This window comes from Cupriavidus pauculus (genome assembly GCF_008693385.1).
GTDB classification, from domain to species: domain Bacteria; phylum Pseudomonadota; class Gammaproteobacteria; order Burkholderiales; family Burkholderiaceae; genus Cupriavidus; species Cupriavidus pauculus_D.
Map to the genome: position 1 here is coordinate 455,343 of NZ_CP044065.1, position 13,433 is coordinate 468,775.

13 protein-coding genes are annotated in these 13,433 nt (G+C 65.9%); 2 read left to right on the plus strand and 11 right to left on the minus strand.

The features are described from left to right. Positions 1-16: 16 nt before the first annotated feature. The 11 genes from phnE to FOB72_RS02185 all read right to left on the minus strand — a co-directional run bounded on the left by phnE (position 17) and on the right by FOB72_RS02185 (position 10,235). Entirely contained in the window at positions 17-817 is an 801-nt protein-coding gene (phnE, locus tag FOB72_RS02135; RefSeq protein ID WP_150371026.1) for a phosphonate ABC transporter, permease protein PhnE, read from the minus strand. Between the two features lie 76 nt (positions 818-893). Then, complete coding sequence (phnD, locus tag FOB72_RS02140) at positions 894-1,895, minus strand: phosphonate ABC transporter substrate-binding protein (protein WP_150371027.1); 1,002 nt, start codon at positions 1,893-1,895, stop codon at positions 894-896. A gap of 68 nt (positions 1,896-1,963) precedes the next feature. After that, a complete protein-coding gene (phnC, locus tag FOB72_RS02145) occupies positions 1,964-2,812 on the minus strand; it encodes a phosphonate ABC transporter ATP-binding protein (RefSeq protein ID WP_223851389.1) in 849 nt (282 codons plus the stop codon). A 62-nt stretch (positions 2,813-2,874) separates the two neighbouring features. After that, entirely contained in the window at positions 2,875-4,338 is a 1,464-nt protein-coding gene (rng, locus tag FOB72_RS02150) for a ribonuclease G (RefSeq protein WP_150371028.1), read from the minus strand. A gap of 45 nt (positions 4,339-4,383) precedes the next feature. Continuing rightward, positions 4,384-5,004, minus strand: coding sequence for a Maf family protein (locus FOB72_RS02155; RefSeq protein WP_150371029.1), 621 nt, complete (start codon positions 5,002-5,004; stop codon positions 4,384-4,386). A gap of 39 nt (positions 5,005-5,043) precedes the next feature. Beyond that, a complete protein-coding gene (gene rlmH, locus FOB72_RS02160; RefSeq protein WP_150371030.1) occupies positions 5,044-5,520 on the minus strand; it encodes a 23S rRNA (pseudouridine(1915)-N(3))-methyltransferase RlmH in 477 nt (158 codons plus the stop codon). Between the two features lie 39 nt (positions 5,521-5,559). Then, positions 5,560-6,339, minus strand: coding sequence for a ribosome silencing factor (rsfS, locus tag FOB72_RS02165; RefSeq protein ID WP_191002174.1), 780 nt, complete (start codon positions 6,337-6,339; stop codon positions 5,560-5,562). Positions 6,340-6,352: 13 nt separating this feature from the next. Beyond that, positions 6,353-7,084, minus strand: a complete 732-nt coding sequence (locus tag FOB72_RS02170) for a nicotinate-nucleotide adenylyltransferase (RefSeq protein WP_150371031.1) — start codon at positions 7,082-7,084, stop codon at positions 6,353-6,355. Beyond that, positions 7,081-8,010 carry an oxygen-dependent coproporphyrinogen oxidase gene (gene hemF, locus FOB72_RS02175; protein WP_150371032.1) on the minus strand — a complete coding sequence of 310 codons (930 nt, stop codon included), beginning with the start codon at positions 8,008-8,010 and terminating at the stop codon, positions 7,081-7,083. Before hemF ends, FOB72_RS02170 begins: the two co-directional genes overlap by 4 nt. 147 nt (positions 8,011-8,157) lie before the next feature. Beyond that, positions 8,158-9,426 carry a phosphoribosylamine--glycine ligase gene (purD, locus tag FOB72_RS02180; protein WP_150371033.1) on the minus strand — a complete coding sequence of 423 codons (1,269 nt, stop codon included), beginning with the start codon at positions 9,424-9,426 and terminating at the stop codon, positions 8,158-8,160. Between the two features lie 83 nt (positions 9,427-9,509). Then, positions 9,510-10,235 carry a YebC/PmpR family DNA-binding transcriptional regulator gene (locus FOB72_RS02185; protein WP_109580443.1) on the minus strand — a complete coding sequence of 242 codons (726 nt, stop codon included), beginning with the start codon at positions 10,233-10,235 and terminating at the stop codon, positions 9,510-9,512. 146 nt (positions 10,236-10,381) lie between these two features. Here FOB72_RS02185 and FOB72_RS02190 point away from each other — a divergent pair, with 146 nt between their 5' ends. Continuing rightward, the gene (locus FOB72_RS02190; RefSeq protein WP_150371034.1) at positions 10,382-11,935 is read left to right on the plus strand and encodes a helicase HerA-like C-terminal domain-containing protein; all 1,554 of its coding nucleotides are present in this window, start codon (positions 10,382-10,384) and stop codon (positions 11,933-11,935) included. A 351-nt stretch (positions 11,936-12,286) separates the two neighbouring features. After that, positions 12,287-13,393, plus strand: coding sequence for a porin (locus FOB72_RS02195; protein ID WP_150371035.1), 1,107 nt, complete (start codon positions 12,287-12,289; stop codon positions 13,391-13,393). Positions 13,394-13,433: the final 40 nt, after the last annotated feature.

Here is a 13,433-nt window from a genome sequence, read left to right on the forward strand (position 1 = left end):
TGCGCGATGGCGTGGGTTACACGAGCACCTTGCGGATCTGCGCGGACAGCATGTCGATGGCGGTCACGAACAGCACGATGATGATCATCACCGCGCAGGTCTGCCCGTACTGGAAGCTGCGGATGATTTCCCACAGCACGGTGCCGATGCCGCCGGCACCGACGATGCCGACGACCGAGGCCGAGCGCACGTTGGATTCGAAGCGATAGAGCGCGAACGAGAGCCACAGCGGCAGCACCTGCGGAATCACGCCGTAGACGATCTCTTCGATCGGGCCGGCGCCGGTGGCGCGCACGCCTTCCACGGGGCGCGGATCGATGGCCTCGACGGCCTCGGCGAACAGCTTGGCCAGCACACCGGTCGTATGGACCCAGATGGCCAGCACGCCCGCGAACGGGCCGAGGCCCACCGCGACGATGAACAGCATCGCGAAGACCATCTCGTTGATCGCGCGGCACGCATCCATCAGGCGACGCGCCGGCTGGTAAATCCACGGCGGCACGATATTGGCCGCGCACAGCAGGCCCAGCGGCACCGCCAGCACGACGGCGAGCGCGGTACCCCAGACGGCGATCTGCACCGTGACGAACATCTCGTCGAGGTAGTGGCGCCAATCGCGGAAGTCCGGCGGGAAGAAGTCGGCGGCGAATTTCGCCATGTTGCCGGAGTCGTTCAGCAGGTCGAGCGGACGCATGTCCGCGCCATTCCACGATACGACGAGCGTCGCCAGCAGGATGGCCCAGATCAGCATCACGGCGAGCGACGTGCGCGGCGGGCGGGCCGTCGGGGGATTGGTGGGCGTGGCGGTCAGGGACATGGCGGGAGTAGGGGGATTCGGGTGAATCAGCGCACATCGGGCGCGGCGCAACGCGGCGCCACGCCCGATGGCGGCGTTACTGCGCGCTGGCGGCGAGCTTGTCGAGCTCGGCCAGGCGGCGGGAGACGTCGGCCAGCTGCTTGTCCTTGTCGGCGGCGGCGAGCGAGCCATCCTGCTCGATCCTGGCCTTTTCCTTGGCCAGGTCGAGCTGGCGAATCGGCACCAGCTGGGCGTCGGTGGAAGGACGGAAGCCCTGATACGTCAGCGTGGCAAGCAGCTGCTTCTCGCGCGCGGCGTCGGGACCCTTGCCGTAGTTCACGAAGAACGACTTGATCTTGGCCTTGGTATCGGCCGGCAGATCCTTGCGGTAGACCAGCGGATCCGCCGGGATCAGCGGCGACTTCCACAGCACGCGCACCTGGTCGAGCGCGTTCTTGCCGGTGCTGATGCGATAGCGCTCGATCGCCTCGGTGTTGGCGATCGCCACGTCCACCTGCTTGTTCATCACCGACAGCAGATTGGTTTCATGGTTGGCGATGCGCACGGCCTTGAACAGCGTCTTCGGCTCGACCTTGTTGGCGGCCCACAGGTAGTAGCCCGGCACCGCGGTGCCCGAGGTCGAGTTCGGATCGCCGGCGCCATACGACAGGTCCTTGCCGCGGCGGATCACGTCCTCGACGGACTTCAGCTCGCTGTCCTTGTTCACGAGCAGCACCGACCAGTAGCCCGGATTGCCGTCCTTGTCGATCACGGACGCGAACACTTCACCGTTGGCGCGGTCCACCGCTTCGATGGCGGCCTTGTTGCCGAACCAGGCCACCTGCACCTTGTTGAAGCGCATGCCTTCGATGATGCCGGCATAGTCCGATGCGAAGAACGGCTTGACCTGCACGCCGAGCGCCTTGCTCAGGTCGTCGATCACGGGCTGCCAGGCATTCTTGAGGTTCGACGACGACTCCGTCGAGATAAAGCCGATGTTCAGGACCTTGGCGTCCTGTGCCAGCGCGGGCGTGGCAACGGTGCCAGCCATCACGACGGTCACGGCCGCGGCCGCGGCGAAGAAGGTTCTGCGAAGCATGGGTGACTCCGGTGTGAAAACGTTGGGGTAAAAGCGCAGGAAAAGAAGCTGGTTCAGGCGGCCATCGATCAGACGGCCATCACAGTGGCGGGCACGCGTTCGTCGGCGCCGGCCTTGCCGTCATGGGCACCGTGGTGCGTGTCGTGCAGCAGCTCGTCGGCTTCCGTGCCGTAGAGATCGCGCAGCATCGACGCGGTCAGCGCGGCGGAAGGGCCGTCGTAGACCACCTTGCCCTGGCGCAGCGCCACCACGCGGGGGCAGTAGCGCATGGCCACGTCCACCTGATGCAGCGAAACGACCACGGCCACCTTGCGCGTGCGGTTGATCTGCGAGAGCAGCGTCATTACACGGCGCGAGGACTCGGGATCGAGCGAGGCGATGGGCTCGTCGGCCAGGATCACGTTGGCGTTCTGCACGAGCGTGCGGGCAATGGCGGCGCGCTGCTGCTGTCCGCCCGACAGCGTCGATGCCCGCTGAAACGCATAGTCGTCTATACCAACCTGAGCAAGGGCGTCGAGGCCGGCCTGCACTTCCGCGGCACGGAAAATGCGCAGGAGGCTGCGCCACTTCGGCACACGCGTGAGCATGCCGACGAGCACATTCGTCAGCACGGGCAGACGGCCCACCAGATTGAATTGCTGGAATACGAAGCCGATTTCGGCGCGCACGCTGCGCACATTGCGCGCCAGGCGGCCATTGCGCTGCACGATGCGGCCATTGACGAGAATCTCGCCCGCGCCGGCATCGCCCGTGATGAATCCGGCCACGTGCCGCAGCAGCGTTGACTTGCCGGACCCCGAAGCGCCAAGCAGCGCCACCATTTCGCCGGGCGCAACCTGCAGCGTGACGTCGTCGAGCGCCTTGCGGTCGGCCCGGAAAGTTTTCGAGAGTCCGCGGACCTCGATGGCATGCGTCATGTCCACTCCTCGTTGAATGACACGGCGCATTCTGGAGGGAGCGGATGACAGAACGATGACGGCTACATCAGGATGATGTCGTACTGTTCCTGATGAAACGTCGACTCCACTTGCAGGGAGATGGGCTTGCCGATGAAATCGCCGAGCATCGCCAGATGCTGGCTTTCTTCCTCGAGGAAGAGGTCGATGACTTCCTGCGACGCGAGGATGCGGAACTCGCGGGGGTTGAACTGGCGGGACTCGCGCATGATCTCGCGCAGGATGTCGTAGCAGACCGTGCGCGGCGTCTTGACCTGCCCCTTGCCGGTGCAAACCGGGCATTGCTCGCACAGCACGTGCGCGAGCGATTCGCGCGTGCGCTTGCGCGTCATCTCGACGAGGCCGAGCTGCGAGAAGTTGTTGACCGTGATGCGCGTACGGTCGCGCGAGAGCGCCTTCTTCAGTTCGGAGAGCACCTGCTCGCGATGCTCGGCGTTCTCCATATCGATGAAGTCGATGATGATGATGCCGCCGAGATTGCGCAGGCGCAGCTGCCGCGCGATCGTGTGCGCGGCTTCGAGGTTCGTCTTGAAGATCGTGTCGTCGAAATTGCGCGCGCCGACGTAGCCGCCCGTGTTGACGTCGATCGTCGTCATCGCCTCGGTCTGGTCGATCATCAGGTAGCCGCCGGACTTCAGGTCCACGCGCCGCGACAGCGCGCGCTCGATTTCGGCGTCGATATTGAACAGATCGAAGATCGGCCGTTCGCCCGTGTAGTGCGACAGGCGGGGCAGCACGGCAGGGGTGTACTCCTGCGCGAACTCGACGAGCTTGAGGTAGTTTTCGCGCGAGTCCACCTGAATCGAGCCCGTGGCCTCGCTGATGAAATCGCGCAGCACGCGCTGCGCGAGATTCAGATCCTGATAAAGCAGACTCGGCGCCGGCAGCGTCGTGGCGTTGAGCTTGATCGCCGACCAGATCTTGCGCAGGTACGCGATATCGTTGCCGAGCTCGTCGTTGCTGGCTTCCTCCGCGATCGTGCGGACGATAAAGCCGCCACGCTCGTCGGTAGGGACCAGGCCCTGCACGCGCGCGCGCAGCGCCTCGCGATCGACCTCGCCCTCGATGCGCTGGGAGATACCGATATGCGGGTCCTGCGGCAGATACACGAGTGTGCGGCCCGCGATGCTGACCTGCGTGGACAGCCGCGCGCCCTTGGTGCCGATGGGGTCCTTGATGACCTGCACCATCAACGCCTGGCCTTCGTACAGTGTCTTCTCGATCGCGAGCTGCACGCCGTTCTTGTTGTCGGGGTCGCGCGGGTGCCAGATATCGGCCACGTGCAGGAACGCCGCGCGTTCCAGTCCGATATCGATGAAGGCCGACTGCATGCCAGGCAGCACGCGCACGACCTTGCCCAGATAGATGTTGCCGACGAGCCCGCGCGTGAGCGTGCGTTCGACGTGCAGTTCCTGGACGGCGGCTTGCTGCACGATGGCGACGCGGGTTTCCTGCGGTGTGATGTTGACTAGGATGTCTTCAGTCATGGCGATGGGAAACGTGTCAGAACCGCAAGTCTCAGACCGCAAGTCTCAGAACCGCAATCCTGCCTCGCGCAACAGCGCGGCCGTCTCGAACAGGGGCAGGCCCATGATACCCGAATAGCTCCCCGAGATACGTTCGATGAACTCGGCGGCGCGGCCCTGGATGCCATATGCGCCGGCCTTGCCGAGCGGTTCGCGGCTCGCCACGTAGCGCTCGATCTCGTCGGCGCCGAGCTTGCGGAAAGTGACGTCGGAGATCGACAGCGCATGGCGCGTGCCGGCCACCGATACCACCGATACCGCGGTCAGCACGCGGTGGGTGGTGCCCGAGAGCGCGGCGAGCATCGCGGTCGCCTCGGCGGCGTCCGCGGGCTTGCCGAGAATGTCGCCGCCGCGGCAGACCGTGGTGTCCGAAGTCAGGATCGGCCGCGCGGGCAGGCCCCGGCGCTGACGGCGCTGCAACGCGGCCTCGGCCTTGAGCGCGCACACGCGCTGGACATAGGCGTCGGGCGACTCGCCAGGCAGCACGGCCTCGAGCGCCTCGGCATCTTCGGCCGCATCGGCCAGCAACAGTTCATAGCGCACGCCCAGTTGCGTCAGCAGTTCGCGGCGGCGCGGGCTTTGGGAGGCGAGGTAGAGAATGTCGTAGAGGGACAGGTCGATGGGCATGGGAAGAGGCCTGGCACCATGCCGGTCGGGCACGGCGCCTCAAACGCGATGATAGGGGTGGTTCTGCGTGACGGACCACGCGCGATACAGCTGCTCGGCCAGCAGCACGCGCACCATGCCGTGCGGCAGCGTCAGGCTCGACAGGCGGATGAGCGTGCTGGCGCGCGCCTTCAGCGCCGGATCGAGCCCATCGGCACCGCCGATCAGGAAGGCGACGTCGCCGCCCTCGCGCTGCCAGCCGGTCAGTTGCTCGGCCAGCTTGACCGTGGTGAGGTCCTTGCCGCGTTCGTCGAGCGCGACGATGCGCGGGCGCGTCAGCGCGCCCAGCGCGGCCTCGATGCGGGCCGCCTCGCGCTGCATCACCGTGGCGGCGTTATTGCTCGAGGAACGCGCTTCCGGCTTGATCTCGCGCAGTTCGATACGCAGCTCGGGCGGCATCCGTTTGGCATATTCTGCAAAGCCCGATTCGATCCAGGCAGGCATCTTGTGGCCGACGGCCACGATCACGAGTTGCATGCGGAAGTCGCCCGATCGTTACGGATGCCGCCTGTTCGGTCAGGCCGTACGCTTGCGTGCGGCCGTCTTGGCCGGTGCCTTCGCGGCTGTCTTGGTTGCCGTCTTGGTGGCCGTCTTGCGCGTGGCGGTGCCCGCCGTCGTCTTGGTGGCGGTCTTGGTCGCGGTCTTCGTCGCCGTCTTGCGTGCCGGGGTGCCCGCCGTCTTGCCGGCCGCCTTCCGCGCCGGCGCCGTCACCGGTCCCTTGACCGGCACGCCCGTCGAGGCCTTGCGCGTGACGGGCCTGCGGCCCATCGTCGCCAGGGCGTCCGGATCGGTGTCCTCGTGGCCCATCGGCGGCGACGGTTCCTTCATGCCCTCGGGCAGGCGCGCCAGCGCCGGCTTGAGGTTGGTCGCACGCCTGGCGCGCGGCGCACGCTCGGCGGTGTCCTCGTCGTCCTCGTCCATCGGCTCGCTGGCCTTGGCCAGGCCCTTGCCGCTCGCGAGCTTCATGCGCACCGGCTTGTCACCCCAGATTTCCTCGAGGTTGTAGTACAGGCGCAGCTGCGGCTGCAGGATATGGACGACCGCGTCGCCGCAGTCCACCAGTACCCACTCGCCCGTTTCCAGGCCCTCGACGGCCACGATATGGCCGCCGGCATCCTTGACCGTGTCGCGGACCGAGGCGGCCAGCGCCTTCGTCTGCCGATTCGAACTGCCGCTGGCGATCACCACCCGGTCGAACAGCTCGGTCAGGTGAGTGGTGTCGAACACCTTGATGTCCTGCGCTTTGACATCCTCGAGCCCGTCGACGATGGCGCGTTGCAGTTTGCGAATATCCATGGTGTGTTCTTGTTCAGCCTTGATTCGAGTTGGGAGGCGAGTCGCTCCGGGCCTTGTGGTAAAGACCGTGACTCGCGATGTAGTGTGCCACGCCGTCCGGTAACTGGTCATCCGCAGTGTCACCACTGGCCAGACGGGCGCGCAGGCCGGTGGACGACAGATCGACGGCAAGCGTCTGATCGAGCCACATGTGGCCGGAGGGCGTGGATTGTATCAGGTGCCTGTCCGCCAGCCGTGCGCCCATGCTGGCGCGCACCGGCCCCTCGAGCGTGGCGAGGTCGAATCCCGGCCGTGTGGCCACGCACAGGTGCACGTGTTCGAACAGGTCTTCCCATCCGTGCCACGTGTGCAGGCGCAGCAATTGGTCGGCGCCCATGAGCCACGACATCGACGCTTCCGGGCCGTACTGCTCGCGCAGTTGCCGTACGGTATCGATGGTGTAGCTGGGGCCCGCGCGATCGACCTCCATGCGGCTCACGCCGACTGCGGCGGCGGTCTCGCCCACGGCCGCGGCGGCCAGTTCCGTCATCGCGAACCGGTCGGCGGCGGGCGTTACATCGTCGCCTTTCTGCCACGACTGGCCCGTGGGAATCCAGACGAGCTCGTCGAGCCCGAGGTGTTCGATAAACAGTTGCGCGAGCGCGACGTGGCCGCGATGGGGCGGATCGAATGTGCCGCCGAGAATGCCGAGACGGTAGGGTCGTTGCAATGCGGGACGCTGCAATGCGGAATTCGGATGGGTCATCGCACCGCGCCCAGTGCCGCCCAGTCTCGCGGGGGCAGGAAGTCGCTGTATAGCGCGGCTTCGGGGGTATCCGGCGCCGGCTGCCAGTCGTAGCGCCAGCTCACCTGCGGCGGCATCGACATCAGGATCGATTCCGCGCGTCCGCCCGATTGCAGCCCGAACAGCGTGCCGCGGTCGAACACGAGATTGAACTCCACGTAGCGGCCGCGGCGATAGGCCTGGAATTCACGCTCGCGCTCGCCATAGGGCGTGTCCTTGCGTGCGGTCAGAATCGGCAGATAGGCATCCAGAAACGCGTCGCCCACCGATTGCATCATCGCGAAGCTGCGGTCGAAACCGAGCGCGGAGAAGTCGTCGAAGAACACGCCGCCGATGCCGCGCGCCTCGCCGCGGTGGCGCAGGAAGAAATACTCGTCGCACCACTGCTTGAAGCGCGGATACAGGTCGTCGCCGAACGGCGCGAGCGCGCGTTCGCACGTGCGATGGAAATGCACGCAATCGTCGGTTTCACCGTAGTAGGGCGTCAGGTCCATGCCGCCGCCGAACCACCAGACCGGTTCCGCATCGGGCTTCACGGCCACGAAGCAGCGCACGTTCATATGCACGGTCGGCACGTACGGATTGCGTGGATGGAACACCAGCGAAACGCCGGTGGCCTCGAAACTGCGGCCCGCGAGTTCGGGGCGGTTGGCCGTGGCCGAAGGGGGCAGCGTGTCGCCGCGCACGTCGGAAAAGCCCACGCCCGCGCGTTCCATCACGGCGCCGCCTTCGAGAATCCGCGTCCGGCCGCTGCCACGCAGGCGTTCGGTGGGCGGTTTCTCCCAGGCGTCGGTCAGGAACGGCTGGCCATCCACGGCCGCGATGGCATCGGTGATGCGGTCTTGCAGACCGAGCAGATAGGCACGGACTGCCTGGGTATCGATCATGATCGAAAAGATCGTAGGGGCCGGTAACAAAACCGCCGACGGATGGCATCCACTGCGTCGGCGGTCATCGTGGTGTCACGATTGTACCGGCTGGGCTGGCCCCACGTGCCGTGGAGCGCTCGCCGGTCGGGAAGGTGTCCGGCCGCCTCAGCGGCGGATGGCGCGGTAGCCAATGTCGGTCCGGTACTGCATGCCGTCGAACCGGATCTGTTCCACGGCCGCGTAGGCGTTCTTCTGCGCGGCCTTGACGGTGTCCGCGAGGCCCACCACGCACAGCACGCGGCCGCCCGAGGTCAGCAGCTTGCCGTCCTGGAGGGTGGTGCCCGCATGGAACGTCACGGCGTCGGCGGTCTCGGCCGGAATACCGGTGATCTCGTCGCCGTTGCGCGGCGTGTCGGGATAGTTGTACGCGGCCATCACCACGCCCAGCGCGGTCCGGCGGTCCCAGTCGAGCTCGACTTCGTCGAGGCGCATGGTCACCGCGGCTTCCATCACGTCCACGAGGTCGGTCTTCAGGCGCGCCATGATCGGCTGCGTTTCCGGATCGCCCATGCGGCAGTTGAACTCGAGCGTCTTCGGGTTGCCGTCCTTGTCGATCATCAGGCCCGCGTACAGGAAGCCCGTGTACGGAATGCCATCCTTCTCCATGCCGCGCACGGTCGGCATGATGATCTCGCGCAGCGCGCGCGCATGCAGCGCGGGCGTGACCACCGGCGCGGGCGAGTAGGCGCCCATGCCGCCCGTGTTGGGGCCGGCATCGGCGTCCAGCAGGCGCTTGTGATCCTGGCTCGTGGCCAGCGCGAGCACGTTCTTGCCATCGACCAGCACGATGAAGCTCGCTTCCTCGCCCTCGAGGAATTCCTCGATCACGACACGCGCGCCGGCATCGCCGAGCTTGTTGTCGGCCAGCATCATGTCCACGGCCGAATGCGCTTCTTCGAGCGTCATCGCCACGACCACGCCCTTGCCCGCGGCCAGGCCGTCGGCCTTGATCACGATCGGCGCGCCCTGGGCGTCGATATAGGCATGCGCGCGCGTGGCGTCGGAAAACGTCTCGTACGCGGCGGTGGGAATGTTGTGGCGGTGCATGAAGGCCTTGGCGAAGTCCTTCGACGACTCGAGCTGCGCCGCCGCGCGCGTGGGCCCGAAAATGCGCAAGCCGCGCGCGCGGAACACGTCCACGATGCCGCGGGCCAGCGGCGCCTCGGGCCCCACCACGGTGAAGGCCACGCCTTCGCGCTCGGCGAATGCGGCAAGCACTTCCGGGTCGGTCAGCGGCACGTTCTGCAGGCGCTTGTCGAGCGCCGTCCCGCCATTGCCGGGCGCCACGTAGACGACCTGCACCTTGGGCGACTGGGCCAACTTCCAGGCCAGCGCATGTTCACGGCCACCGGAGCCGACTACCAATACTTTCATGTTCCACTGCCAGATAAGAAACGGATGCGCGGAGGGACTGCGGCCGTTTCGGGAGTTTTCGGGGGTCGAGTCGCGCCGAGGCGTTACTCCTCGATGACCGCGTTGGTGAAGACTTCCTGCACGTCGTCCAGATTTTCGATGGCGTCCAGCAGCTTCTGCATCTTCACGGCATCGTCGCCCGTGAAGCTCACCTCGTTCTGCGGCTTCATCACGACGTCCGCCACCTCGGCCTTGAAGCCCGCGGCTTCCAGCGCCGCCTTCACCGCCGAAAAATCGTTGGGCGGGCAGGTGACTTCGATCGAGCCGTCCTCGTTGCCGACCACATCGTCGGCACCGGCTTCGAGCGCCGCTTCCATGAGCTTGTCCTCGGGCGTACCCGGGGCGAACAGGAACTGGCCGCAATGCGTGAACATGAAGGCCACGGAGCCTTCCGCGCCCATGTTGCCGCCGTGCTTCGAGAAGGCGTGGCGTACTTCGGCCACGGTCCGCGTGCGGTTGTCGGTCAGGCAGTCCACGATGATCGCCGCGCCGGCCAGGCCGTAGCCCTCGTAGCGGATTTCTTCGTAGTTGGCACCCTCGAGGCCACCCACGCCGCGCTGGATCGCGCGCTGGATGTTGTCCTTGGGCATGTTGGCGTCCATGGCCTTGTCGATCGACAGGCGCAGGCGCGGGTTGGAATCGGCATCGCCGCCGCCGAGCTTGGCGGCCACGGTGATTTCCTTGATGAGTCGCGTCCAGACCTTGCCGCGCTTGGCGTCAGCGGCGGCTTTCTTGTGTTTGATGTTGGCCCATTTGGAATGACCGGCCATGATTTCTTCTCTCCGAGGCGGAAACGCGTGACGGCGCGGCCAGCGCGCCATGTGATGGATGTGCCAATCTGCTGGCTATAATCAGCGCAGGATTTTATCACGCGGCCAACTCTCCCTGACGGCCGCACGTGCTTCCAGAGACTGCCATGGCCGATCCCATCCTCCTTGCCAAGAATGCCGAGCACGAACTGGTGCTGCTGCCCGAAATGGGCAACCGGCATGGCCTGATCACCGGCGCCACGGGCACCGGCAAGACCGTCACCCTGCAAACGCTCGCGCAGGGGTTCTCGCGGCTGGGCGTTCCAGTGTTCATGGCCGACGTCAAAGGTGACTTGACCGGCATATCCCAGCCTGGGCAGGCATCCGAGAAACTCAAGGCGCGGCTGGCCGAGCATGGCCTGCCGGAGCCGGTATGGGGCGGCTGCCCGACCACGTTGTGGGACGTCTTCGGCGAGAAGGGGCATCCCGTGCGCGCCACGGTCTCGCACATGGGGCCGCTGCTGCTGTCGCGCATGCTCGAGCTCAACGACACCCAGCAGGGCGTGCTGAACCTCGTGTTCCGCATTGCCGACGCCAACGGCCTGCTGCTGCTCGACGCCAAGGACCTGCGCGCGATGCTCCAGTACGTGGGCGACAACGCCGCGCAGTTCACCACCGAGTACGGGAATATCTCCGCCGCGTCCATCGGCGCGATCCAGCGCGGCCTCGTCGCGCTCGAGTCGCAGGGCGCGGACCAGTTCTTCGGCGAGCCGATGCTGAACCTCGAGGACTTCATCCAGACCGAAAAGGGGCAGGGCGTCGTCAATATCCTGTCCGCCGACAAGCTGATGAACGCCCCGCGCCTGTACGCGACGTTCCTGCTGTGGATGCTGTCGGAGCTGTTCGAGAAGCTGCCCGAGGCCGGCGATCTGGAAAAACCCAAGCTCGTGTTCTTCTTCGACGAGGCGCATCTGCTGTTCAACGACGCGCCCAAGGGGCTGCTCGACAAGATCGAACAGGTGGTGCGGCTCGTGCGGTCCAAGGGCGTCGGCGTGTACTTCGTCACGCAGAACCCGCTCGATATTCCCGATACGGTGCTCGGCCAGCTCGGCAATCGCGTCCAGCACGCGCTGCGCGCGTTCACGCCGCGCGACCAGAAGGCCGTGAAGGTGGCCGCGACGACGATGCGCGCGAACCCCAAGCTGTCGCTGGAACAGGCCATCGGCGAGCTCGGCGTGGGCGAGGCGCTGGTCTCGTGCCTCGATGCCAAGGGCACGCCGGGCATTACCGAGCGCGCGTGGGTGCTGGCGCCGGGCAGCCGTATCGGCCCGATCAACGACGACGAGCGCAAGCAGCTGATCGCCACGTCGCTCGTGGCGGGCGTCTACGAGCAGGCGATCGATCGCGAGTCGGCGTACGAGAAGCTGCGTGGGGAAGCGGCCAATGGCGGCCGCGGCAAGACCGCCGCGCCGTCCGCGAAAGTGCCCGCCGGCACGACCGCCGGCACCCCGCCGGAAGCCCCGTCCGAGGAAGGCGGCTGGCTCGGCCAGGCCGGCGATATCTTCGGCACGCTGACGCGCGGCACGGGCAAGAGCGGCCGCGGCGATTCCATCCTCGAGTCGATGGCCAAGTCCGCGGCGCGCACGGTCGGGTCGCAGGTGGGCCGCGAACTGATTCGCGGCGTGCTGGGCAGCCTGCTGGGATCGGGGCGCAAGAAATAGCGCGACATCCAGTAGCGCGACATCCGCCTCTCCAAATGGAACAAGGGCCGCCTTTCGGGCGGCCCTTGTTTTTGCTGCAAGGAAAGTTGAGCATCGATGAAAATGCCCGAAGCGAATCGTATTTTCTTTGTGGCGCGGAATGAATAAGCCAAACCTTATTTAAGTGAAACGCTTTGTCTTATTTTCGTTTATATAGATACATATCCTTGATTTTTAAGGGATAAATTTAGATAAAAGCGGTTTGTCCGGATGCAACAATGGCCCCGGGTGCCATTGAGCATATCAAATCGATGATTTCATAATTGGCTCGCTCGCAAGAATTGGCTTGCGAAAATATAAGAGAGCATATTTATGAAATTGAAGGTTCTGCCTATTGCTGCCGCAGCCCTGCTTTCCACGTCGGCATTCGCGCAGTCGAGCGTTACGCTGTACGGCGTGCTCGATGCGGGCATCGAATATCGCACCAACACGCCGGTGGGCGGCAAGTCCGTGCTCGGCATGACGTCCGGCGGCCTCGCCGGCAGCCGCTGGGGCCTGCGCGGCGTGGAAGACCTCGGCGGTGGGCTGAAGGGCGTCTTCGTGCTGGAAAGCGGCTTCGATATCGACACCGGGAAATCGGGCCAGAACAACCGCCTCTTCGGCCGCAAGGCCTATCTGGGCCTGGCCGGCAACTGGGGCCAGCTGACCCTGGGCCGTCAGGAAACTCCGGCCTTCGACTTTGCGTTGCAGTTCGATCCGATGGGGCTCGCCAACTACTCGCTGGCCACGCAGGACGGCGCGTTCGCGGGCCGTGCCGACAATGCCGTCAAGTACGCGGCGAACTTCAACGGGCTGACCGTGAGCGCGCTCTACAGCTTTGGCGCGAACACGGGCGGCGGCGGCTGGGGCGAAGTGCCGGGCAAGGCGAAGCTGGGCGCGGAGACGAGCCTCGGCCTCGGCTATGCGTCGGGCCCGTTTGCCGTGGGCGCGGTCGTGGACCAGCTCAACGTGGGGCAGCCCAATGGTACGGTTGCCCGGATGCCGAATTCGGAAGACATGAAGATCCGCCGCGCGGCGCTGGGCGGGTCGTACGCGATCGGTCCGGTCAAGATGTATGCGGGCTATCGCTGGGCCAAGGCCTACAGTTTCGCCACGCTGCCGGGTACCGATGGCAAGAACGCATCGAACCTGTACTGGCTGGGCCTGGGGTATCAGGTCACGCCGGCCCTGTCGCTGACGGGCGCTGCCTACTATCAGGACGTGCGCGGCTCGGGTTCCGATCCGTGGACCTTCGTCGTGTCCGGCGACTATGCGTTCTCCAAGCGCACGGACATGTACTGGAACCTCAGCTATGCGATGAACCGCGAACGGTCCACGATGGGCGTGGCAGGTGTGGGCATCGGCGGCAGCGGCTACGGCTCGGCCGCCATCGGCCAGAGCCAGTTCGGCTCGACCATCGGCCTGCGCCACAAGTTCTGATGGCCTGAGGTCGGCGCGGGCAGGCGGGATGTGGCCGCTC